20 protein-coding genes are annotated in these 20369 nt (G+C 70.2%); 13 read left to right on the forward strand and 7 right to left on the reverse strand.

The window, feature by feature from the left end; genetic code table 11:
- Window positions 1-45: 45 nt before the first annotated feature.
- Window positions 46-768, forward strand: a complete 723-nt coding sequence (locus KME78_RS52490; RefSeq protein ID WP_219537546.1) for a DUF4328 domain-containing protein — start codon at window positions 46-48, stop codon at window positions 766-768.
- 134 nt (window positions 769-902) lie between these two features.
- Here KME78_RS52490 and KME78_RS52495 read toward each other — a convergent pair whose 3' ends face one another.
- From KME78_RS52495 to KME78_RS52505, 3 genes are all read right to left on the reverse strand, one after another.
- Window positions 903-4511: a DNA polymerase III subunit alpha gene (locus KME78_RS52495; RefSeq protein WP_219537568.1), complete on the reverse strand. Its 3609-nt coding sequence runs from the start codon at window positions 4509-4511 to the stop codon at window positions 903-905.
- On the reverse strand, window positions 4511-4777 hold the full coding sequence (locus KME78_RS52500) for a DUF6504 family protein (RefSeq protein WP_219537547.1): 267 nt from the start codon (window positions 4775-4777) through the stop codon (window positions 4511-4513). The genes KME78_RS52495 and KME78_RS52500 overlap by 1 nt, the downstream gene beginning before the upstream one ends.
- Window positions 4778-4856: 79 nt before the next feature.
- A complete protein-coding gene (locus tag KME78_RS52505; protein ID WP_219537548.1) occupies window positions 4857-5603 on the reverse strand; it encodes a GntR family transcriptional regulator in 747 nt (248 codons plus the stop codon).
- Between the two features lie 222 nt (window positions 5604-5825).
- Here KME78_RS52505 and KME78_RS52510 point away from each other — a divergent pair, with 222 nt between their 5' ends.
- The 5 genes from KME78_RS52510 to KME78_RS52530 are packed head-to-tail and all read left to right on the forward strand — an operon-like array spanning window position 5826 to window position 10239.
- Entirely contained in the window at window positions 5826-6866 is a 1041-nt protein-coding gene (locus tag KME78_RS52510; protein WP_308127459.1) for an ABC transporter substrate-binding protein, read from the forward strand.
- Entirely contained in the window at window positions 6863-7681 is an 819-nt protein-coding gene (locus tag KME78_RS52515) for an ABC transporter permease (protein ID WP_219537550.1), read from the forward strand. Before KME78_RS52510 ends, KME78_RS52515 begins: the two co-directional genes overlap by 4 nt.
- The gene (locus KME78_RS52520) at window positions 7669-8520 is read left to right on the forward strand and encodes an ABC transporter permease (protein ID WP_219537551.1); all 852 of its coding nucleotides are present in this window, start codon (window positions 7669-7671) and stop codon (window positions 8518-8520) included. Before KME78_RS52515 ends, KME78_RS52520 begins: the two co-directional genes overlap by 13 nt.
- A complete protein-coding gene (locus KME78_RS52525; RefSeq protein ID WP_219537552.1) occupies window positions 8517-9599 on the forward strand; it encodes an ABC transporter ATP-binding protein in 1083 nt (360 codons plus the stop codon). Before KME78_RS52520 ends, KME78_RS52525 begins: the two co-directional genes overlap by 4 nt.
- Window positions 9589-10239, forward strand: coding sequence for an HAD family hydrolase (locus KME78_RS52530; RefSeq protein ID WP_219537553.1), 651 nt, complete (start codon window positions 9589-9591; stop codon window positions 10237-10239). The genes KME78_RS52525 and KME78_RS52530 overlap by 11 nt, the downstream gene beginning before the upstream one ends.
- Here the strand turns inward: KME78_RS52530 and KME78_RS52535 are convergent.
- Window positions 10229-10444, reverse strand: coding sequence for a helix-turn-helix domain-containing protein (locus KME78_RS52535; RefSeq protein WP_219537554.1), 216 nt, complete (start codon window positions 10442-10444; stop codon window positions 10229-10231). The two genes, KME78_RS52530 and KME78_RS52535, sit on opposite strands and share 11 nt — an antisense overlap.
- Window positions 10441-10617, reverse strand: coding sequence for a hypothetical protein (locus KME78_RS52540; RefSeq protein WP_219537555.1), 177 nt, complete (start codon window positions 10615-10617; stop codon window positions 10441-10443). Before KME78_RS52540 ends, KME78_RS52535 begins: the two co-directional genes overlap by 4 nt.
- 115 nt (window positions 10618-10732) lie before the next feature.
- Here KME78_RS52540 and KME78_RS52545 point away from each other — a divergent pair, with 115 nt between their 5' ends.
- Genes KME78_RS52545 through KME78_RS52570 form a run of 6 tightly spaced genes read left to right on the forward strand, consistent with a single transcriptional unit; the run spans window position 10733 to window position 16808 of the window.
- Window positions 10733-12406: a serine/threonine-protein kinase gene (locus KME78_RS52545; protein ID WP_308127460.1), complete on the forward strand. Its 1674-nt coding sequence runs from the start codon at window positions 10733-10735 to the stop codon at window positions 12404-12406.
- Window positions 12407-12412: 6 nt separating this feature from the next.
- On the forward strand, window positions 12413-13315 hold the full coding sequence (locus KME78_RS52550) for a Vgb family protein (protein ID WP_219537556.1): 903 nt from the start codon (window positions 12413-12415) through the stop codon (window positions 13313-13315).
- A 4-nt stretch (window positions 13316-13319) separates the two neighbouring features.
- The gene (locus tag KME78_RS52555) at window positions 13320-14267 is read left to right on the forward strand and encodes a quinone oxidoreductase family protein (RefSeq protein WP_219537557.1); all 948 of its coding nucleotides are present in this window, start codon (window positions 13320-13322) and stop codon (window positions 14265-14267) included.
- A gap of 57 nt (window positions 14268-14324) precedes the next feature.
- Window positions 14325-14936, forward strand: coding sequence for a LysE family translocator (locus KME78_RS52560; RefSeq protein WP_219537558.1), 612 nt, complete (start codon window positions 14325-14327; stop codon window positions 14934-14936).
- A 20-nt stretch (window positions 14937-14956) separates the two neighbouring features.
- Window positions 14957-15769, forward strand: coding sequence for a patatin-like phospholipase family protein (locus KME78_RS52565; RefSeq protein ID WP_219537559.1), 813 nt, complete (start codon window positions 14957-14959; stop codon window positions 15767-15769).
- A 22-nt stretch (window positions 15770-15791) separates the two neighbouring features.
- Window positions 15792-16808, forward strand: a complete 1017-nt coding sequence (locus tag KME78_RS52570; protein ID WP_246654368.1) for a 1-acyl-sn-glycerol-3-phosphate acyltransferase — start codon at window positions 15792-15794, stop codon at window positions 16806-16808.
- Here KME78_RS52570 and KME78_RS52575 read toward each other — a convergent pair.
- A complete protein-coding gene (locus KME78_RS52575; RefSeq protein ID WP_219537560.1) occupies window positions 16795-18279 on the reverse strand; it encodes a cobyric acid synthase in 1485 nt (494 codons plus the stop codon). The two genes, KME78_RS52570 and KME78_RS52575, sit on opposite strands and share 14 nt — an antisense overlap.
- 53 nt (window positions 18280-18332) lie before the next feature.
- On the reverse strand, window positions 18333-19679 hold the full coding sequence (locus tag KME78_RS52580; protein ID WP_246654369.1) for an RNA-guided endonuclease InsQ/TnpB family protein: 1347 nt from the start codon (window positions 19677-19679) through the stop codon (window positions 18333-18335).
- A gap of 66 nt (window positions 19680-19745) precedes the next feature.
- On the opposite strand from KME78_RS52580, the gene tnpA reads away from it, so the two are divergent.
- On the forward strand, window positions 19746-20162 hold the full coding sequence (gene tnpA, locus KME78_RS52585; protein WP_219537561.1) for an IS200/IS605 family transposase: 417 nt from the start codon (window positions 19746-19748) through the stop codon (window positions 20160-20162).
- Window positions 20163-20369: the final 207 nt, after the last annotated feature.

Consider the following 20369-nt stretch of genomic DNA (forward strand, 5'->3'; position numbering starts at 1 on the left):
TAACAAGTGACCTGGCGGGATAGAAGTGAAGCAGAACCTCAGCGCATGGCCCGGGGGGAGAACAACGTGCGCTACGCCCAGGCACCGCCCACTAGGGCAGCTTCTGTCGTCTACGTAACACTTGCCGCACAGGTCCTCTCCCTGGGCGCTCTCGTGATCTTCGAGCACAGCCGTGGCCGCCGCCTCGCCACCCAGCTGGCGGCGTTCGGCGGCCGTCCCCACGGCGCCGACGCCGACGCGGTGGTCGGGGCCGTGACGGTGTTCGCCGTGCTGATGATGCTGGTCGCGGGCACGGCGATGGCCGCCGCCGCGGCCTACGTCACCTGGCTCGTCCGTGCCAGGCAGGCCAACGACCGCTCGGCCCCCGCGGGCCCGGTGGCCGCCGCCTGGCTGATCCCCGGCGTCAACCTGATCGCGCCCCTCCTCCTGGTGGACGAGGTCTGGCGCGGCGCCGGCCCGCCGCAGGACCGGCGCCGCTGGCTCACCCTGCTGACCGCCTGGTGGCTGACCTGGCTCGCCACCCTCGCCCTGGTGACCACCCGCCTCCCCCTGGGCCACTCGGACGGCCTGACCGGCATCGGCCTCCCGGAGCTCACCTGCGCGATGGTCTCCGCCCTGCTGTGCGCGGCCACGGTCCGCGACATCACCAGCATCCAGTGCTCCACTTCCCGCAGCCGGGGCCGTGCCCGCCTCCGCACCGCGGGCACGGTGACCCAACTCCCCACCCCACCACCCACGGAGCCCGCTCCGCTTGAGCAGACGGGTTGATGACCCCGGAGATGGCCAGGAGAACGCCGTAACGGCGGCCGGCCACGTGCCGGTCAGCGGGCGTCTTCCTGGAGACCCCTGGCCACGGTCGGCGGGTGGCGGTGGGGGCGGCTGTGCCGTAAAAGCGGAAAAAATCACGCCGCACTAGGCCCCGAACTCCCCTGGCTGGCGTGCCAGAGGCGGCGGGTGGGAGGCGCGACCACCGGCCCCAGGTCCGCGTACGGAGAGAGGCTGTAGCCGTTGGCGTATTCGATGCGCCGCCCGCCGACCCCTGCCGACTCCTCGGGAGTTCGCGCAATAACCTCTCTGACCGCCTCGATCCCGCTCGATCGCCACAGAGCGTCGAGATCGACCAGGTTCCAGCAGTCCACCGCGCGCATCGAGATCGCCCGGCGCCCGGTGCGCCGGACCACCCCCCTCGCCACCATGAGCCACGACCCGAACACCGTCGCCGCGCACCGCCCCTGCACCGACTCGAAGAACGTCAGGTCGATCGGCCCCGTCGAGTCGTCCAGCGTGGTGAAGATGACGCGCTGCCCCGACCGTACGGCCGGCGTCTGGGTGGCCACCTTGACCCCCGCGACCAGCACCTCGGCCCCGTTGCGCAGGGACAGCAGCTCCGCCGAGCGCACCACCCCGATCGCGTCGAGCAGCTCGTCGTGGAAGCTGATGACGTGGCGGCTGATGTCGATGCCCAGGATCTCCAGCTCGGCCTCCACCATCTCGGTCTCGGTCATCTCGGGCAGCTCGCCGGGCGCGATGTGCTCGGTGAAACCCAGCGGGAGCTGCACGGCCGCTTCCTCGGTCCGCGCCGCGGGCACGGCGTCCAGACGCGCCGGGGTGTAGCGCCTGGACTTCGTGGTGGCCGGTTTGACGCCCGACACGGAGGTCCGGTCGAGGACGCCGACCTGGGCGATCAGATCGCGGCGGGTCAGCCGCCCCGGACGCCAGCGGGCCCCGCCCGGGTGCAGGTCGTGCAGGTCGTCGAGGCCGCCCACCTGGACGATCCGCTCGATGACGGGCCGCGACGGCCGGGCCCGGTCCCAGAAGTCCGCGAGCGAGGTGTACGGCTGGCCCGCCACCATGCGCCCCACCTCCGCCTCACTCACCCCCTTGATCGCGGAGAACGGCACGCGCAACGCGTACCCCTTCCCGATCTCCCCAGCTTGGAAGCGGCCGGGATCGATCCTGAGCCGCACCCGCGGGCCGAGCCGCTCCACGCGCCAGTCCTTGCCCGATCTGTTCACGTCGAGCGGCAGGATCTCCACCCCGCACTGCCGTGCCTCGTCGATGATCACGCGTTGCGGGTACATGCCGGGCTCGTGCGTGAGCACCCCGGCGAAGAACGCGGCCGCGTGGTGCCGCTTGAGCCAGGCCGACTGGTACGTGGGCAGCGCGAACGCCGCCGCGTGCGCCTTGCAGAACCCGAACGCGCCGAACGCGTCGAGCACCTTCCACGCCTTGTCCACGGCCGCGTCGCCGAACCCGTTCGACTTGGCCAGCGGCACGAAGTGCTTGCGCACCCGCTCGCGCCCCTCCGGCGAGGCCAGCGTGCGGCGCAGCGTCTCGGCGTGCGACAGGTCGCGGCCCGTCATCACCTCGATGATCCTGAGCACCTGCTCGTGGAAGACCACGACGCCGTGCGTCTCCTTCAGCGCGCCGCGCAGCCGCTCGTGCGGATAGTACGGCTGGCGCCACCCGTGCCTGGCCTCCAGGTAGGGGGTGACCATGTCGGAGTTCACCGGTCCCGGCCGGAACAGCGAGATGTCCACGATCAGGTCGTGCATCTTGCGCGGCTCCAGCTTGGCGACCAGCTCGCGCTGGCCGGGCGACTCGATCTGGAAGCAGCCGAGCGTACGGCTGGCGCAGATCATGTCGTAGGTGGCCTGGTCGTCGTGGGGCACGTACTCGACGCCGGGCTCCGATCCGTGCTGCTCGTCGAGCGCGACCACGACGTCGTCCACCCGCTCGATCTCGCTCAGCGTGTAGGCCATCGCCGACTGCATCCGCACGCCCAGCACGTCGAGCTTGAGCAGCCCGGACTCCTCCACGTCGTCCTTGTCGAACTGCGACATCGGGAACTCCAGCAGGCTCCGCTCCACCGGCGTCCTGTCGCGCAGCTCCGCGTTGCCGATGAGGACCCCGCACGGGTGCAGCGCGATGTGCCTGGGCAGCCCGTCGAGCTTCTCCGCCAGCCGGAACACCCGCTCCAGCCCGGCCTCGCCGAGCCGGCTGTCGCGCAGCTCGGGCAGGTCGTTCAGCGACGCGGTGATCTGCTTGGCCCTGATGTGCGGGAACGCCTTGGCGATCGCGTCGATCTCGTGCGGCGGCAGCCCCATGGCCCCCGCCACGTCCCGGATCGCGCTGCGTGCCCGGTAGGTCTCCATCATCGAGACGCAGGCCACCCGCGACTCGCCGTACCTGTCGAAGATGGCCCGGTAGCAGTCGAGCCGGCGCGCGGACTCCACGTCCACGTCGATGTCGGGCAGCCCGACGCGTCCGTCCGACAGGAAGCGCTCCATGAGCAGGCCGTGTTCGAGGGGGTTCACCTCGCCGATGCCGATGAGGTAGTTGACCAGGCTGCCCGCCCCCGAGCCGCGGATCGCGCAGCGGATGCCCATGCCGCGGATCATGTCGGTGATGCCAGCCACGGCTATGAAATATCCGGACAGGCGTTTCCGCTCGATGATGTCCATCTCGGCCCGCAGGCGCTCCTTGGCGCCGTCGGCGCGATCCAGCCCGCGCGAGATCAGCCCGTCCTCGACGCGGTGGCGCAGCAGCGGCACCGGGTCGCGGCCGATCTCGGGCAGGTGCAGGTTCGGTGGGTCGTGCTTCAGCGCGAGCAGCTCGACCGGGTCGATCGCGCACGCCTCGGCCAGCGTGCGGGTGGCGTGCAGGAGGCGGCCGACGCGGTCGAGGTCGGTCCCGCAGATCTTGGCCGCCACCTGCCACATCTCCTTGGTGCCCTTGAGGTAGGCGTGCGAGGTGGTGCGCTCCAGGTGGCGGGGGTGCAGCGGGACGAGCTGCCGCGCCGCGTCGAGCACGTCGCCGACCTGGTGGTCGGCGGGATCCAGGTATCTGACGGCATTGGTGAGCACGGCCGGCACGCCCCGGGACTCGGCCAGGGCGAGCATCCGTACGGCGGTGGTGGCGTCGCGGAAGCCGTACTGGTCGACCAGCTCGATCACCACGCCGGGCACGGTGGCCAGCCACAGGTCGAGCAGCACCCGGGCGTGCTCGTCACGCCGCTCGGCCACCGCGCGGCCCACGTCGGAACGGGGCCCGAGCAGCACCGACAGCCCGCCCGCGTCCAGGGAGCCGATCAGCTCACGCGTCACCTCGGGCGCGCCGCGCTCGCCCGCGTAGTGGGCGGCCGTGACCAGGCGCACCAACTGGGCCCAGCCGCCCGCCCTGGCCAGCACCGTGACCCGATCCTGGGCCCCCGGCCCGGCCTTGGCCCGGCTCCGAACGCCCGGCCCGCTCTGGTCCCAGGCTCCCGGCCCGGTCTTCGGGCGCGACCCGGAGCCCGCGAGCGCGAAGTTGACCCCGAACACCGAGGCGATCCGGGCCTCCGCGCACGCCTGGGCGTGCTTGATCGCGCCGTAGAGCCCGTCGCGGTCGGTCAGCGCGAGAATGTCCATCCCGTCCTCGGCCGCCCGGTGCACCAGCGCTTTGGGGAAGGCGGTGCCGTAGCGCATGGAGTACGCGGAGCTCACGTTCAGGTGCGGGAACGGCGGGGCCATCAGTCCCACGCCCGCAGGAGCAGCCACCCGCCACTGGCGGTGTCGAACCGCAGCTCGTAGGAACCGACCTCACGCCCGGGACTGGCCTCCACCCGCCAGAACTGCCGCTCACCGGGGTCGTTCTCGTCGGTCTTCCACCACTCCCGGGCCACCACCCAGTGGTCGAGGACCCGGCGGACGAGATAGAGACGATCGCGCCAGACGAACTGGGTCGGCTCCCCGTCCCTCGTCCACACCTCTATCGGATCGCCATAGAGTCTGCTCAAGTCGCTTCTCCCCGCGGCTCTCGTGCCTATGCTGAGCCACCCGGGGGAAGGCGGGCGCTTATGACTCGAACATATGTTCTTAGGCCCCGAAACGCAAGTCGCCCGCCTGCCGTACGAGAGGGTTGGCGTCGATCGAGTTGCGGATGCTGAAGACCACGCTGCCCGCGCGGTAGCGGTCGTCCGACCACTCCACCGGTCGGCCCTCGTGCGTGGTGGTGATGCGGCGCTGGCGCAGCAGCGGGCTGCCGCGCCGTACCCCCAGGAGACGGGCGTCCCGGGCGCCCGCGGAGACGGCGTCGATGAGGTGCTCGCCATAGGCGAAGACCAGCCCGATCGAGTCGTACAGCGCCTCGGTGACCGACTCACAGTCGGGCGCGAGCTCTTCGACGGCGGCGGCCACCCAGCTCGCGTAGACCGTGCGCTCTAACAGGACGGGCTCGCCCTCGAGTGTGCGCAGCCGGAGCACGTCGAGCACCTCGTCGGTGCCGAGCCTGGCGACCTCGACGGAGCTCGCCGCCCTGCGGCGCTGGGTGATCACCTGGCCGCCGTAGCGGTAGCCGTTGGCGCGTGCCCACTGGGCGAAACTGTGCAGTTCGGCGAAGCTCTGGCTGCGCGCCCTGCCCAGCACGATGCGCCTGGCCCCCTGCCGGGAACCGACCAGACCCTCGGTGACCAGCATCGCGATGGCCTGCCGTACCGTGCCGCGGGCGGCGAGGTAGCGCGCGGCCAGCTCCGCCTCCGTGGGGAGCTGCGAGCCGACCGGATGGACGCCGGTGAGGATGTCGTCACGCAGCTCATCGGCGATCCGTTCATAACGCGCAACCATCCGCGACCCTTCGTGTTCATAAAAGAGCAATGTTGATGCGTCCTACTTGTGCTGGCTTGTATGGACAAGTTCTCATAAGTTCTTGTAACACCCCAGGAGAGTGGAGGCGACGTGTTCGCATCTCACGCCCGTGTGGCAGGCGTCATCGCTGCCCTTACCGTAGCCACGGCGGCGTGCGGCGCCGCCCCAGGAACTCAGCAGACCAAGGCGTCAGAGGGCGGGGTGAACGCGAAGACCGCCACCTCCGCCGCAGAGTTCGGTGGCCTGGACAAACTCGTCGAGGCGGCGAAGAAGGAGGGCAACCTCCACGTCATCGCGCTGCCGCCCGACTGGGCCAACTACGGCGAGATCATCAAGGGGTTCACCGCCAAGTACGGGATCAAGATCGAGAGCGAGGACCCCGACGCGGCCAGCGCCGACGAGATCACCGCGGTGAAGACCCGCAAGGGCCAGGACCGCGCGCCCGACGTGCTCGACCTCGGCCAGTCGTTCGCGATCAGCGGCGCCAAGGAGGGCCTGTTCGCGCCCTACAAGGTGCAGGCGTTCGACAAGGTTCCCGAGGGGCAGAAGGAGCCGACCGGGCTCTGGACGAACGACTACGGCGGCTACGTCTCGATCGGCTGCGACGCCAAGAAGATCAGCACCTGCCCGACCAGCTTCGCCGACCTGCTCAAGCCCGAGTACAAGGGCAAGGTCGCGATGAACGGCAACCCGACCAAGTCCGGCTCGGCCTTCGCCGGCGTCTACGCCGCGTCGATCGCGAGCGGCGGCTCGTTCGACGACATCCAGCCGGGCATCGAGTTCTTCAAGAAGCTGAAGGCCGCAGGCAACTACAACCCGGTCGAGACCACGCCGGCGACGATCGAGAAGGGCGAGACCCAGATCAGCATCGACTGGGACTACAACAACTCCGCCTATGTGTCCGAGATGTCGGCCAAGGGCATCGACTGGAAGGTGAACGTGCCCGCTGACGGCAAGTACTTCCAGCTGTACGCCCAGGCCGTCAACAAGGACGCCCCCCACCCGGCCGCCGCCCGCCTCTGGCAGGAGTACCTCTACAGCGCCGAGGGCCAGAACCTCTACCTCAAGGGCTTCGCCAGGCCCGTGCTCCTGCCGGTCATGACCACCGACGGCTCGGTCGACAAGGCCGCCGCCGACGCGCTGCCCAAGGTCGAGGGCACGCCCACGTTCCCCAGCCCCGAGCAGGTGGACGCGGCCAAGGCCAAGCTGGCCAGCGGCTGGGACGCGGCGATCTCGGGATGACCCGCACCAAGGGGTGGCTCGGCGCGCTGCCCCTGCTGGTCTTCCTCGCGCTGGTCTTCGGCATCCCCGCCATCGCGCTGGTGGCGGGGGCGTTCACCGCGAACGGCGAGCCGAGCCTGGCCAACCTCGGGCAGAGCCTCCAGGGCGGCTACCTCACCGCGATGGCCGGCAGCGTCAAGCTCTCGGCCGTGGTGGCGCTGCTCGGGGCCGTGCTCGGCACGTTCCTCGCCCAGGCGGTGGTGACCTCCCGGTTCGCCCTGCTGCGCGAGGCGGTGCTGACGGCCTCCGGCGTGCTGGCCAACTTCGGCGGCGTGCCGCTGGCCTTCTTCTGGATCGCCACGCTCGGCAACTCCGGCGTGATCAGCGGCCTGATCGGGCTGCCGACGGGCGCGCTGTACACGTTCTGGGGGCTGGCGATCGTCTACCTGTACTTCTCGATCCCGCTGATGGTGCTGGTCATGGCGCCCGCGCTGGACGGGCTGCGGCCGCAGTGGCGCGAGGCGGCGGCCAACAACGGCGCGACGGCCTGGCAGTTCTGGCGCTTCGTCGGGCTGCCGGTGCTCACGCCCTCCATGCTCGGCGGGGTGGTGCTGCTGTTCGGCAGCGCGTTCGCGGCCTTCGCGACGGCCAACGCCATGGTCGGGACCGTGGTGCCGCTGGTGACCTTGAAGATCGCCAGCGCGCTCACGGGTGACGTGCTGATCGGCTACGAGAACATCGCGCTCGCGCTCAGCCTCGACATGATCGTGGTGGCCGGGCTGGTCATGCTGATCTACCTGCCGCTGCAGAAGAGGAGCACTCGATGGCTGCGCTGACCGGACTGGAGCCGGTGACCGCTCCCGCGCCGGCGCCTACCCGGCCCCGGGTGTGGCGCGGGGTGGTGTTCCTGCTGGCCGCCGCGTACTTCCTGATCCCGCTCGGGGCCTCGCTCTGGTACACGATCTACACGCCCACGACCGGAGTGTCCTTCGCGGCCTACGGCGAGCTCCTGACGGCCGAGGGGTTCGGGTCGTCGTTGCTGCTGTCCATGTCGCTGGCCATCGCGACGATCGTGCTGGTCCTGCTGCTCACGCTGCCGGCGATGCTGGCCGTACGGCTCGGCGCGCCGCGGCTGCGGCCCGTGATGGAGGTGCTCTGCACGCTGCCGCTGGTGGTGCCGCCGATCACGTTCGTGGCGGGGCTCACCACCTCGTTGCGCGTCGGGACGGACGTGCTGGCCCCGACGCCGTTCTGGGCGACGTTGATCGCGGTGCAGAACCCGGCGTTCCCCATCGTGCTCGTGTTCGCGTACGTGGTGCTGGTGCTGCCGTTCGTCTACCGCTCGCTCGACGCCGGGCTGCGCACCATGGACGTGCGCACGCTCGTCGAGGCGGCCCGGAACCTGGGCGCGTCGTGGCCGCACGTGCTGTTCAGGGTGATCATCCCCAATCTGCGCTCGGCGCTGGCCAGCGCGTCGTTCCTGACGCTCGCGCTGGTGCTGGGCGAGTTCACCGTGGCCAGGCTGCTGGGCTACCAGCCGTTCGCGGTGTGGATCGTGACGATCTCCGGGTCCAAGGGGCAGCTGTCGGTCGCGGTGTCGATCCTCAGCCTGCTGCTCATCTGGCTGCTGCTGCTCGCGGTGTCCACCGCGTTCTCGGGAAAGGTTCGGAAATGACGGCTCAGGTGGAGTTCCGGGGGCTGAGGCGGGTGTTCGGCAAGACGACGGCGCTGGACGGCTTCGACCTGACGATCGCGCCGGGCGAGTTCGTCGCGCTGCTGGGACCCTCCGGCTGCGGCAAGACGACGGCGCTGCGGTGCGTGGCCGGGTTCGAGCGGCCGGACTCCGGCGCCGTGCTCATCGACGGCTCGGACATCACCGACATGCCCGCCAACAAGCGCGACGCGGGCATGGTCTTCCAGTCCTACTCCCTCTTCCCGAACCTGAACGCCCGCGACAACGTCGCCTTCGGCCTGCGCGTACGCAAGGTCCCCGTGGCCACCAGACGCGCCAAGGCGGACGAACTCCTCGAACTCGTCGGCCTCCCCGCCCACGCCGACCGCTTCCCGCACCAGCTCTCCGGGGGCCAGCAGCAGCGCGTCGCCCTGGCCCGCGCGCTCGCGCTGGAGCCCCGGGTGCTGCTGCTCGACGAGCCGCTGTCGGCGCTCGACGCCAAGGTACGGGTGTCGCTGCGCGAGGAGATCCGCCGCCTCCAGCTCGACCTCGGCATCACCACCATCTTCGTCACCCACGACCAGGAGGAGGCGCTGTCGATCGCCGACCGGGTCGCCGTCCTGCGCAACGGCCGCCTGGAACAGTGCGGCCCGCCCGCCGAGGTCTATGACCGTCCGGCCACCCCGTTCGTGGCCGAGTTCGTCGGCACCATGAACCACCTGGCCGGGCACGTCTCCGGCGACCAGGTGACGGTGCTGGGCCAGCTCCTGCCCGTCGACGGCGCGACCCCCGGCACCCTGGAGGTGGACGTGCTGATCCGCCCCGAGGCCGTGCGGGTGACCCCGGCGCCGGAGGGCCAGGCGGAAGTGATCGCCGCCTCCTTCCGCGGCGCCTCCGTCCGGCTCCGGGTCGCCCTGTCGGGGGGTGAGGTGGTGGCCGACGTACCCGGTCACGAGGCGGCACTGCTGGCACCCGGCACCCGCGTAACGGTCCGCCTGGTGGAGCGGCCCGTACTGGTGGCCGAAAGAACGGTCACGGCCCCCTCCCCTGCCCTCTCCACGGAACCGGCCGATGCCGTCTGAGACGTCTTTGGGGGCGTCGTCACGGGAGGCGCTGCAGGCCGTTCTGTTCGACATGGACGGCACGCTGGTGGATACCGAGGGGTTCTGGTGGGAGGCCGCGACCTCGGTGGCGCGGAGTCTCGGCGTCGAGCTGAGCCCCGCCGACACCCCGGACGTCCTCGGCCGCGCGGCCGAGGATGTGGCGGCCCACCTGCTGTCCACCGCCGAGCCCCCCGCCGCCACCCTCCCCGACACTGCCCGGCAGCTCATCGACGCCTTCGCCGCCCGCATCACCGAGCAGCCCGGCGGCGTACCGCTGATCCCCGGCGCCCTGGACCTCCTCGGCGAACTCCACCTGGAAGGCATCCCGACCGCCCTGGTCAGCGCCTCACCGCGGAGCATCGTCCAGCTCGTACTCCCCCGCCTCGACCACCACTTCGCCCTGATCGTGACGGCCGATGACACCCCCCGCGGCAAGCCGCACCCGGACCCGTACCTGAAGGCCGCGAACCGGCTCGGCGTGGACCCTCGGCGCTGCGTCGCCATCGAGGACAGCCCCACCGGAATCGCCGCCGCCACCGCCGCCGGCTGCCGCGTCATGGCGATCGACACCGGGCGAGGGCTGCCCAGCTTGCACTCACTACGCGCTTTCAAGCCTTGACGCGTTGAGCGGGGAGAGAGGAGGTCACGCTCATGCGTTCGGCCACGTCGGTCTGGGTCAGACCCTGTGCCTTGCGACGCTCGGCCAGCCGGTAGCCGTCGATGTAGGCCTGATTGTGCTGTCGCGCTTCAGCCACGGCTTCCTCGCCGCCGGAGTCGGCGACGATGTCGGCGCGGATGTCACTCCACTTGGGAAAGTTCGTCATTGGTCCTTCTCCTCCGCCTCTCGTTCTGCCAGGTACTCCGCGTACAGCTCTTCCGCGCAGGAGATGGCCCGGTAATACCAGCCTGACCAGTCGCCGGACTTGTCGCCACCAATCAGCAGGATGGCCGAGCGCCGGCGATAGGGCCGATCACAGACCACAAGACGCTCGACCAAGCTCTGATCGCGGCACGCCCTCGAGGGATGCGCCGCCGTCTGCCGCTCCGAGTCGATCAAGCACAAGCGCCGAGGTCATCCGCCAGTCAGGCAGATGTCGGTAAGCTAGCCCGCCGTGAGTGGTGAATCCTCCCAGATCGGGCGCTACAGGTTGCTGAGCGTGCTGGGCCGAGGCGGGATGGGTACTGTCCACCTTGCCGAGGATGCCGCTGGGCAGCGGGTCGCCATCAAGGTGATCAATCCGGAGTTCAGCCAGCACGAGCAGTTTCGCATGCGGTTCCGCCGGGAGGCCGATGCCGCTCAGCGGGTGCGCCGGTTCTGTACGGCGGCGGTGCTCGAAGCGGCGCTCGAGGGCGATCAGCTCTACGTTGTCACCGAGTACGTGCCGGGGCCCAATCTGGAGGAGGCCGTCCGGCAGTCGGGGCCGCTCAAGGGGTCGAGTCTCGATGCGCTGGCGGTCAGTGTGGCCACCGCGCTCACCGCGATCCACGGGGCGGGGGTCGTGCACCGGGATCTCAAGCCGTCGAACGTGCTGCTGTCCCCCGTCGGGCCGCGGGTGATCGACTTCGGGATCGCGCGGGCGCTCGACACGCTGGGCGGGGTCACCGGGACCGGCGAGCTCATCGGGACGCCCCGGTACATGGCGCCCGAGGTGCTGCGTGGCGATCCGGTATCGCCCGCGTGTGACGTGTTCTCGTGGGGCTCGCTGATCGTGTACGCGGCCAGCGGGAAGGCGGCGTTCGGTGGCGACACGCTGCCCGCGACCGTCTACCAGGTGCTCAACACCGAGCCGGTGCTCGACGCGGTCGAGCCGGGGCTGCGGGAGCTGGTCAGGGCGGCGCTGCGTAAGGATCCGGCCGCGCGGCCGACCGCCCAGCAACTGCTCGATCATCTCGTGGGCGGCCGCTCCTCGGTCGCGCCGGAGCAGGCCGCCCAGGCGATGCACCCGACGCAGACCGCTCCGGTGGTACACCCCGAGCAGGCCGCTCAGACCGCGCAGGTGGCCTGGCAGCGCGCGACCGCGGCGTTCCCTGAGCAGCGACCGGTCAAAAGGGGCCGGATCATCGCGGGCATCGCCGTGGCGGTGGCGGTGCTGGTCACCGGGAGCATCACGGCCTGGGCGACGCTCCGGGACAGCGGGCCGCCCGAGCTCCCGGTTCTGTACCAGGAGGACTTCACGCAGACCAGCGGCGGCTGGACCGGCACCTACGATCCGACGGAAGCGGTCAGCTACGGTTACCGGACCGACGGCACGTACGGGCTCGACGTGGAAGCGGACTACGTGGAGCGCCTGGAGAAGGCCCCGGCGCCGTTCCTCGTCGCCAAGCCGACGACCACGCCCAGCCCGTCGTCGACGCCCACGCCGATGCTGCCCCAGACGGTGGTGGTCGGCGTGACCGCCCAGGTGAAGCGGGCCGTGGGCACCGGCGAGTACGGCGTCTACTGCCACAACACCGACAACGGCACCTATTACGAGTTCGCCCTCGACACCTCCGGCATGGCACGCATCCGGCGCATCTCCGACGGCTCGGGCGGGACGCTGGCCCAGCCGGTCCAGGTGGACGGGCTGGGGGACAAGGCCGTCAGGATCGAGGCCTCCTGCGAGCAGGACGGCGCCACCGTACGGCTGACCATGTGGGTGAACGGCGAGCGGGTCCACCAGGTCGACGACCCGAACGGCCTCGGCAACGGCTACGTCGGCCTGTTCGCGCGCACGTCCAAGGCCGAGCGGTCGGTGCTCAAGACCACCTTCGACGACTTCGAGCTACGCGGGAGAAAGGAACCCTGACCACACATGCTGATCGAGATCTCTGACGGAGCTCCGTACGGCATCGCCACCGGCCCCGACGGCGCGCTCTGGTTCACGCTCGTGCACCAGGGCCGGGTCGGCAGGCTGGTGCCCGGTGCGGAGCCCGTGATCCACCAGCTCGACCCGGCGGACGGCGGGCCGACGGTGATCGCGCCCGGGGCTGACGGGGCCATGTGGTTCACCGAGTTCCAGGGCGGCCGGGTGGGGCGGATCACCGAGGCGGGTCAGGTGACCGCGTTCGAGGCGGAGGCTCCGTACGGGATCACCGCCGGGCCGGACGGGGCCATGTGGTTCACCCGGATGCGGGCCGACAAGATCGGGCGGATCGCGGCGGACGGGGCGCGGACGGAGTTCGAGATCCCGGTGATGGGCGGGATGCCCGCGGGCATTACGGCGGGGCCCGACGACGCCCTCTGGTTCGCGCTCAACCAGGGCAACGCCATCGGCCGCATCGCGCTGTCGGGCGCCGTGACGATCCATGAGCTGCCGACGGAGGGGGCCGCGCCGGTGGGCATCACCTCGGGCCCGGATGGGGCGCTGTGGTTCGTGGAGATCGGCGCGGGTCAGATCGGCCGCGTGGATCGTTCCGGAAAAATCACCGAATATCCGCTACCGGACCGGGCCTCCCGGCCGCACGCCATCGTCACCGGGGCCGACGGCGCCCTCTGGTTCACCGAGTGGGGCGCCAACCGCGTGGGCCGCATCACGACCGAGGGCGTCATCGAGGAGTACGAGCTGCCGCCGTGCGACGTCCCGGCCGAGCCACACGGCCTCACAGTGGGCCCCGACGGCGCGATCTGGGTCGCCCTGGAGGCGGGCGCGCTCGCCAGGATCGACCGACGATTGGCGGAAGGTGGAATCGACGGGTCGCGAAGGGGAGTTGACTAGGGGTATGCGTGCCATAGTCATCACCGCCCAGGGCGGCCCAGAGGTCCTCGAGTACGTAGAGCGTCCCGACCCGGAGCCGGGTGACCTGGACGTCGTGATCGACGTCGCCGCCAGCGGCGTCAACTTCATCGACATCTACCACCGCTCCGGGGCATATCCGCTCACCCTGCCCAGCCCGCTCGGCTCGGAAGGGGCCGGCGTGGTCTCCGCCGTGGGCTCCGAGGTCACGGACGTGTCCGTCGGCGACACCGTGGCGTGGGCCAACGTGCTCGGCAGCTACGCCGAGAAGGCGGTGGTCCCGGCCGCCCGGGTGGTTCCGGTGCCCGCCTCCGTCTCCCCCGAGCTGGCCGCCGCGGCGATGCTGCAGGGCATGACCGCCCACTACCTCACGCACTCCACGTACGAGGTGAAGCCGGGCGACAGCGTCCTCGTGCACGCGGGCGCCGGCGGCATGGGCCAGCTGCTGATCCAGCTCGCCAAGCTCAAGGGCGCGACCGTGCACACCACCGTCTCCAGCGAGGAGAAGGAGAAGGTGGCCCGCGCGGCCGGAGCCGACGAGGTGCTGCACTACGACGACTTCGCCGACGTGCTGCGCGGGCAGATCGACGTGGTCTACGACGGCGTGGGGGCGACCACGTTCGACGGCGGGCTGGAGGCGCTGCGTCTTCGCGGGGTCATGGCGCTCTACGGGGCGGCCAGCGGCCCCGTGCCGCCGTTCGATCCACAGCGGCTCAACAAGGAGGGCTCGCTCTTCTTGACCAGGCCAACGCTGGTCCACTACATCGCCGAGCGGGAGGAGCTGCTGTGGCGGGCCTCCGACGTGTTCGGGTGGATCGCCGCCGGGCAGCTGAAGATCGACATCTCGCACCGGTACCCGATGGCCGAGGCGGCCCGTGCGCACGAGGACCTCGCCGCTCGCCGTACGACGGGCAAGCTGCTCCTGGTCCCCTGAGCACCCTTCGGGAGGCGGTGCGGGTACGGCCGCCTCCCATGAACTACGCTCCCAAACGTGGACATAGCCCCCTCTTTGTGGTCATTCGCCGCAGTGGTCGCCCTCCTGACCATCACCCCCGGCCTCGACACGGCACTCATCCTGCGTACGTCCCTGCTGTCCGGCAGGCGGCCCGCCTGGGGCGTCGTTCTGGGCATCCAGCTGGGCACGCTCGCCTGGGGCCTGCTGACCGCGGTGGGCCTGTCCACGCTCCTGGCCGCCTCCCAGCTCGCCTACGACATCCTGCGCTGGACCGGCGCCGCGTACCTGGTCTGGATGGGCATCCGCATGCTCATGACCAGGACGAAGCCGCAGGAGGGCCCGGCGGAGACCGGCTTCGGCACCGGCTTCCGGCGCGGCCTGATCACCAACCTGCTGAACCCCAAGGTCGGCGCCTTCTACGTGGCGATGCTGCCGCAGTTCATCCCGGCGGACGCCCCGCACGCGGCCATGGGCCTGCTCCTGGCGGGGGTCCACGTGGGCGAGGGCCTGCTGTGGAGTGCCATGCTGGTCGGCTGCGCGGCCCTCATGAGCGGCGCCCTGCGTACCCCGGCCGTCAGGCGGCTGCTGGACCGCGTGACGGGCATCGTGATCGTCGCTTTCGGCATCCGTCTGGCCTTGGACAACTAGACGCCCGGTAACGTGCTGCTGTGCAGACGGCGTTCGTGCTCGGTGGTGGCGGGGTCCTTGGCGCGCACGAGGTGGGCATGCTCCAGGCGCTCGACGAGGAGGGCATCGTGCCCGACCTCGTGGTCGGCACGTCCGTCGGCGCGCTGAACGGGGTGCTGCTGGCCGCCGACCCCGTCCGCGCCGTGGAGCGGCTGTCGTCGTTGTGGCGTTCCGATGTGGTCCGTACGGCGTTCGCCGGTTCCTGGGTCACCCGGCTGTCCACCTTGGCGAGGACCGGCACTCATCTGCACCCGATCGGGCCGCTTCGAGCGTTGTTGAGCGAGATGGTGCCGGTTTCGCGGGTCGAGGAGCTGGCCGTGCCGTTCCAGTGCGTGGCCGCCTCGGTGGAGCGGGCCACCGCCCACTGGTTCGACCAGGGGCCGCTGGTCGACGCCGTACTGGCCTCGTGCGCGGTGCCCGGGCTGCTGCCGCCCGTGTCCATCGGCGGCGAGCACTTCTTCGACGGCGGCCTGGTGCACAGCATCCCCGTCGGCCGGGCCGTGCAACTGGGGGCCAAGCGCGTCTACGTCCTGCACGTCGGGCGGATCGAGCGCCCGCTCAGCGTGCCGCGGCGGCCCTGGGAGGTGGGCATGGTGGCGTTCGAGATCGCGCGCCGGCACCGGTTCGCCGAGGAGATGGCCACGCTGCCGCCCGACGTCGAGGTGCACGTGCTGCCGGCCGGGGCCACGCAGCCGATGTCGAACCTCCGCTACCGCGACCTGTCACAGATCTCCCACTACATCGAACGCGCCTACCACGCGTCTTCCCGATATCTCCAGACAGGAGGACGATGAAGATCTGACCACCTGGAGGCCGATGTTGCTGCCACCACGCATCCTGCGGCGCCTCATCCTCGCTCCACTCGTCATCGTGGTGACCGTGTTCGTGCTCGTCACGCTGCCGGTGTGGGTCGTGGTGACGTTCGCCGCGTCGCTGCGCCTCCCGCCTCCGCAACGCCGTGGGCTGCGGTTCGCCTGGTTCGGGGTGGCGTGGCTGACGCTGGAGTCGGCGGTGCTCGTCGCCTGCCTCGTGCTCTGGGTGGCCGGCGCGTTCGGCCGGGACCGGCAACAGGAGCGGCACTACGCGCTGATCACATGGTTCCTGACCAAGGTGTACGGCGCCGCCGTACAGATCTTCCGCCTCACCGTCGACATCCACGAACCGCCGCTCACCGAAGAGGAACAGGCCGCCCGCCTCACCCGCCCGGTGATCGTCCTGGCCCGCCACGCGGGTCCCGGCGACTCCTTCCTGCTGATCTATCACCTTCTCTCCCTGTACGACCGGCGGCCCCGGATCGTGATGAAGGCGGCGCTGCAGTTCGACCCGTCGCTGGACGTGGTGGTCAACCGGCTGCCGAACGCCTTCGTGCCCCGCCGTACCGCCGAGAGCGGCATCATCGACGAGATCAGGCGGCTGTCCTCGACCATGGACGAGGACGACGCGCTGGTGATCTTCCCGGAGGGCGGCAACTTCACCCCGCGCCGCCGCCGGCTGGCGATCAGGCGGCTGGAGGAGAAGGGGCTGGACGAGGAGGCGTCACGGGCCCGCGGCATGGATCACCTGCTGCCGCCCCGCCCCGGCGGCGCCATCGCGGCCATCGAGTCCTGCCCGTCGGCCGACGTCGTCTTCGTCGCGCACACCGGCCTGGACGACCTCATCACGGTGGGCGACGTGTGGCGCAAACTCCCGCTCAGCGCGCACATCACCGCGAAGTGGTGGCGAGTGCCCGCCTCACGTATCCCTGAGGACCGCGAAGCGCGGATCCGCTGGCTGTACGACCAGTGGGAGCTCATCGACGACTGGATCAGCGCTCAGCGGCTCACCCTGCACTAGCTCCCGGTGGAAGGAGCGGGACGGCGGGCGGGCCGTGCTCGATGAGGTCGAGCAGGGCGTCCGTGTCGAGGTGCTGTTCGACCAGATCGCCGAGGGCGTCCAGGCGGCTCTCGCGCAGCAGGGCGAAGTCCGTGTCCGGCGCCGGGACGAAGGCACGCCCGGCCCGCTCGGCCACGTCGGTGAGGAAGGCGCGGCGGAAGCCGTCGTTCTCCAGCGCGCCGTGCCAGGTGGTGCCCCACACGTCGCCCACGCGGCAGCCGTCGAGGAACGGTTCGCCGCCTTCGACGGTCGCGACGCCGTGGTGGATCTCGTACGCGCTGACCGGATGCCCGTACGCGTGACCGGCCGGGCGGCCGAGCGTCTTGCCCGCGGCGAACCGGACCCGAACCGGAAGCAGGCCCAGACCGTCGACCCGACCGGCGCCCGACTCGACGTCGTCGTGGATCTCGCGGGCGAGCATCTGGTAGCCGCCGCAGATGCCGAGGATCGGTCCGGTACGCCGCCGGACGGCATCGGCCAGGCCGGTGTCACGGAGCCAGGCCAGGTCGCTGACCGTCGCTCGGGAGCCGGGCAGCACCACCAGGTCGGCGTCGTCCAGCTCCGCCGGATCGGTCACGAAGCGGACCAGCACCCCCGGCTCAGCGGCCAGGGCGTCGAGGTCGGTGAAGTTGGAGATCCTCGGCAGCTTGACCACCGCCACGCGGAGCGTCTGGTCGCCGTGGGGCCGTTGCGGGGCGATCGAGCGGCTGCCGAGGGCGAGTGAGTCCTCGACGTCCAGCCAGAGCCCGTCCAGCCAGGGCAGCACACCGTACACCCGGCGGCCGGTGAGGTCGCGGAGCATGTCCAGGCCGGGTTCGAGCAGCTCGGCCGCGCCGCGGAACTTGTTCACGACAAATCCGGAAATATGCGCTTGGTCGGCCGCGTCCAGCAGGCCGACCGTGCCGTAGAACGCGGCGAACACGCCGCCGCGGTCGATGTCGCCCACCACGATCACCGGCAGGTTCGCCGCCCTGGCCAGACCCATGTTGGCGATGTCGCCCCGGCGCAGGTTGATCTCCGCGGGGCTGCCGGCGCCCTCGCAGATGACGACGTCGTACGAGCTCCGCAGCCGGTCGAGCGAGGCCAGCGCGCTCTCGCGGAGCAGGTCCTTGAGCCGGCCGTACTCCATCGCGTCGACGTCGGCCACCGGCTGTCCCATCAGGACCACCTGGCTGCGGCGGTCGCTGCCGGGCTTGAGCAGGATCGGGTTCATGTCGGCGACGGGTTCGAGGCCGGCGGCCCGCGCCTGAACGGCCTGGGCGCGGCCGATCTCGGCGCCGTCGGCGGTGACGTACGAGTTCAGGGACATGTTCTGGGCCTTGAACGGCGCGACGCGGACCCCCTTGCGGGCCAGCCAGCGGCAGATCCCGGCGGTGACGACGCTCTTGCCCGCGTCAGATGTGGTGCCGGCGACCAGCAGCGCTCCGCTCATGGCTTAGATCTTGACATGCTCCCCGCTCTAAAGGGACGGGGGTTCCCGTGCCGCTATGCGGCAGCTCGTGCCGGTTGCGCGGCTCGTGCTGTGGGACGGGGTGCTTGACGTTTCTCGGACCCGGGTGGGTCTCCACGCCCTGAGACGACCAGCCCGGCCGCCTGTCCTTTGGCCTTGATGTTCCTCGCCGCGACGATGTCGGCGTGCTCGGTGTGCCCGCAAGACGTGCAGGAGAAGACCGCTTGGCTCTTGCGGCTCTTCTCCTCCACCTTCCCGCACGCAGGTTCCGGGCACGTCTGAGACGTGTACGCGGGGTTGATCTTATGGATGACGCTGCCGGTGTAGCGGGCCTTGGAGCGGAGGGCGACTTCCAGGCCGTACCAGCCCTTGCCGAGAATCGCCTTGCTGAGCCCGGATTTCGCGGCCGCGCCGTTGCGCAGGAACCTGCCCGGCCGGTCGGGGTCGGGCTTGGGCTTGACGGCCGCGCTCATGCCCTTGGTGTTCAGGTCTTCGATGACCACGTGCCCGTACCTGCGGGTGAGTCGGTGCGCGGCTTGGGCGTTGAAGTCAGCGCGCCGCCACCGCACCCGCCGCATGATCTCACTCATCGCCGCCACGACCCTCTTGCGCCGCTTCGACCCCTTCTTCGTGCGGGCAAGTTGGCGTTGCAGCCGCAGATACCGTTCCGCTTCGCCGGGCGTGAGATACCCGAGGCCCCGACCCTCCCTTCCCTCTCGGCCCTCTTTCCTCTCCCGTGGGAGCTCCCTCGAAGAAACACCGTCGGTTCCGGCGTGGCGGCGGTCGAAGAACTCCCCATCCGAGGTCACGGCGGCCGTGACCACCCCTCGGTCCACGCCCACCCATTGAGGGCACACGTGATCCACACGCTCGGCGGTCCCATCGTCGAGCAGGAAGCTGATGAACCAGTGCTTGCTGTCCCGGGACACGGTCGCGGACTTGACGCTTCCCCCGAGCGGGCGCGACATCCGAAACCGCGCCCACCCGAACTTCGGCAGGAACACCCGCCCCCACCTGCGGTTGATCCGCTCGACGGGCAGGTGTTTGGCGGTGGGGAACCGAAACGACGGCTTCCACTTCGTCCGCGACTTCCAGCGCACCTTCCACGTGCCATGCTTGCGGCACGCCTGGTCCAGGTCCTTGAGGGTCTGCTGGATGACCTGGGCGGGGGCGTCCGCGAGCCAGTCGCAGTACGGGTCCTTCTTCGCCTCGGCGAGTTGCTTGCACTGCTGCTCATAGTTGATCCACTGGCTGCGCCGCCGGTACTCCCGCCGTTGTTCGAGTCCGGTGTTCCATACGGCCCGGCAGATCCCGCCCAGCCTTTCGGCGAACGCCCGCTGCCCGAAGTCGAACTCCAGGCGGTACTTCCGGCCCGCCAACATGCGCAACACCCCCTGCCCCACGGGACGCTTGCATCTCACCGACTCGAACACATTATCATCTGGTCTATGAGCCAGGAAGTGAAATACCGGCGAGGCAGGCACGTGGTTACCGCGATGCACGTCCATCTGGTCTTTGTCACCAAATATCGCACAAACGTGTTCAACGACGCGATGCTACGCCGCTGCGAAGACATCATGATCGAGGTGTGCGACAGCTTCGAGGCCGAACTCCGCGAGTTCAACGGCGAACACGACCACGTCCACCTGCTCATCCACTACCCGCCCAAGGTCGCGATCAGCAAACTCGTCAACTCGTTGAAAGGCGTCTCCTCGCACTACCTCCGCAAGGAATTCACCAGCCCGGACAACCCCGCCACCATGCACGGCCCCTTCTGGTCACCCAGCTACCTCGCCGCCTCCTGCGGCGGAGCCCCACCATCGATCATCAAGGCCTACATCGAACAACAGCGCCACCCCACCTGAGGTTCCAGCTCCACGCTCCGGGATGACCCGACTACGGCAGGCCACCCTCCAAAGGAGGACCGCATTCATCCCCGGCCTGAAGGACTCCGTTGCCCAATTCGGCGTGTCTTCTGGGAAGCCGATGATGTCCTGAATCAGGATGATCTGCCGCGCGGTTCCTCGTCTGCGAGCGGTGAGAGGATGGTGGACTGATGTCGATGCAGCCGC

The organism is Nonomuraea guangzhouensis (genome assembly GCF_019396345.1).
GTDB lineage: Bacteria > Actinomycetota > Actinomycetes > Streptosporangiales > Streptosporangiaceae > Nonomuraea > Nonomuraea guangzhouensis.

What these genes read in the sequence shown, in the direction of transcription:
- KME78_RS52575 (WP_219537560.1), bottom strand. Translation starts at nt 18,279, where the DNA reads ATGAGCGGAGCGCTGCTGGTCGCCGGCACCACATCTGACGCGGGCAAG.
- KME78_RS52515 (WP_219537550.1), top strand. Translation starts at nt 6,863, where the DNA reads ATGACCCGCACCAAGGGGTGGCTCGGCGCGCTGCCCCTGCTGGTCTTC.
- KME78_RS52570 (WP_246654368.1), top strand. Translation starts at nt 15,792, where the DNA reads ATGTTGCTGCCACCACGCATCCTGCGGCGCCTCATCCTCGCTCCACTC.
- tnpA (WP_219537561.1), top strand. Translation starts at nt 19,746, where the DNA reads ATGAGCCAGGAAGTGAAATACCGGCGAGGCAGGCACGTGGTTACCGCG.
- KME78_RS52495 (WP_219537568.1), bottom strand. Translation starts at nt 4,511, where the DNA reads ATGGCCCCGCCGTTCCCGCACCTGAACGTGAGCTCCGCGTACTCCATG.
- KME78_RS52580 (WP_246654369.1), bottom strand. Translation starts at nt 19,679, where the DNA reads ATGTTGGCGGGCCGGAAGTACCGCCTGGAGTTCGACTTCGGGCAGCGG.
- KME78_RS52505 (WP_219537548.1), bottom strand. Translation starts at nt 5,603, where the DNA reads ATGGTTGCGCGTTATGAACGGATCGCCGATGAGCTGCGTGACGACATC.
- KME78_RS52520 (WP_219537551.1), top strand. Translation starts at nt 7,669, where the DNA reads ATGGCTGCGCTGACCGGACTGGAGCCGGTGACCGCTCCCGCGCCGGCG.
- KME78_RS52490 (WP_219537546.1), top strand. Translation starts at nt 46, where the DNA reads ATGGCCCGGGGGGAGAACAACGTGCGCTACGCCCAGGCACCGCCCACT.
- KME78_RS52550 (WP_219537556.1), top strand. Translation starts at nt 12,413, where the DNA reads ATGCTGATCGAGATCTCTGACGGAGCTCCGTACGGCATCGCCACCGGC.
- KME78_RS52525 (WP_219537552.1), top strand. Translation starts at nt 8,517, where the DNA reads ATGACGGCTCAGGTGGAGTTCCGGGGGCTGAGGCGGGTGTTCGGCAAG.
- KME78_RS52535 (WP_219537554.1), bottom strand. Translation starts at nt 10,444, where the DNA reads ATGACGAACTTTCCCAAGTGGAGTGACATCCGCGCCGACATCGTCGCC.
- KME78_RS52530 (WP_219537553.1), top strand. Translation starts at nt 9,589, where the DNA reads ATGCCGTCTGAGACGTCTTTGGGGGCGTCGTCACGGGAGGCGCTGCAG.
- KME78_RS52555 (WP_219537557.1), top strand. Translation starts at nt 13,320, where the DNA reads ATGCGTGCCATAGTCATCACCGCCCAGGGCGGCCCAGAGGTCCTCGAG.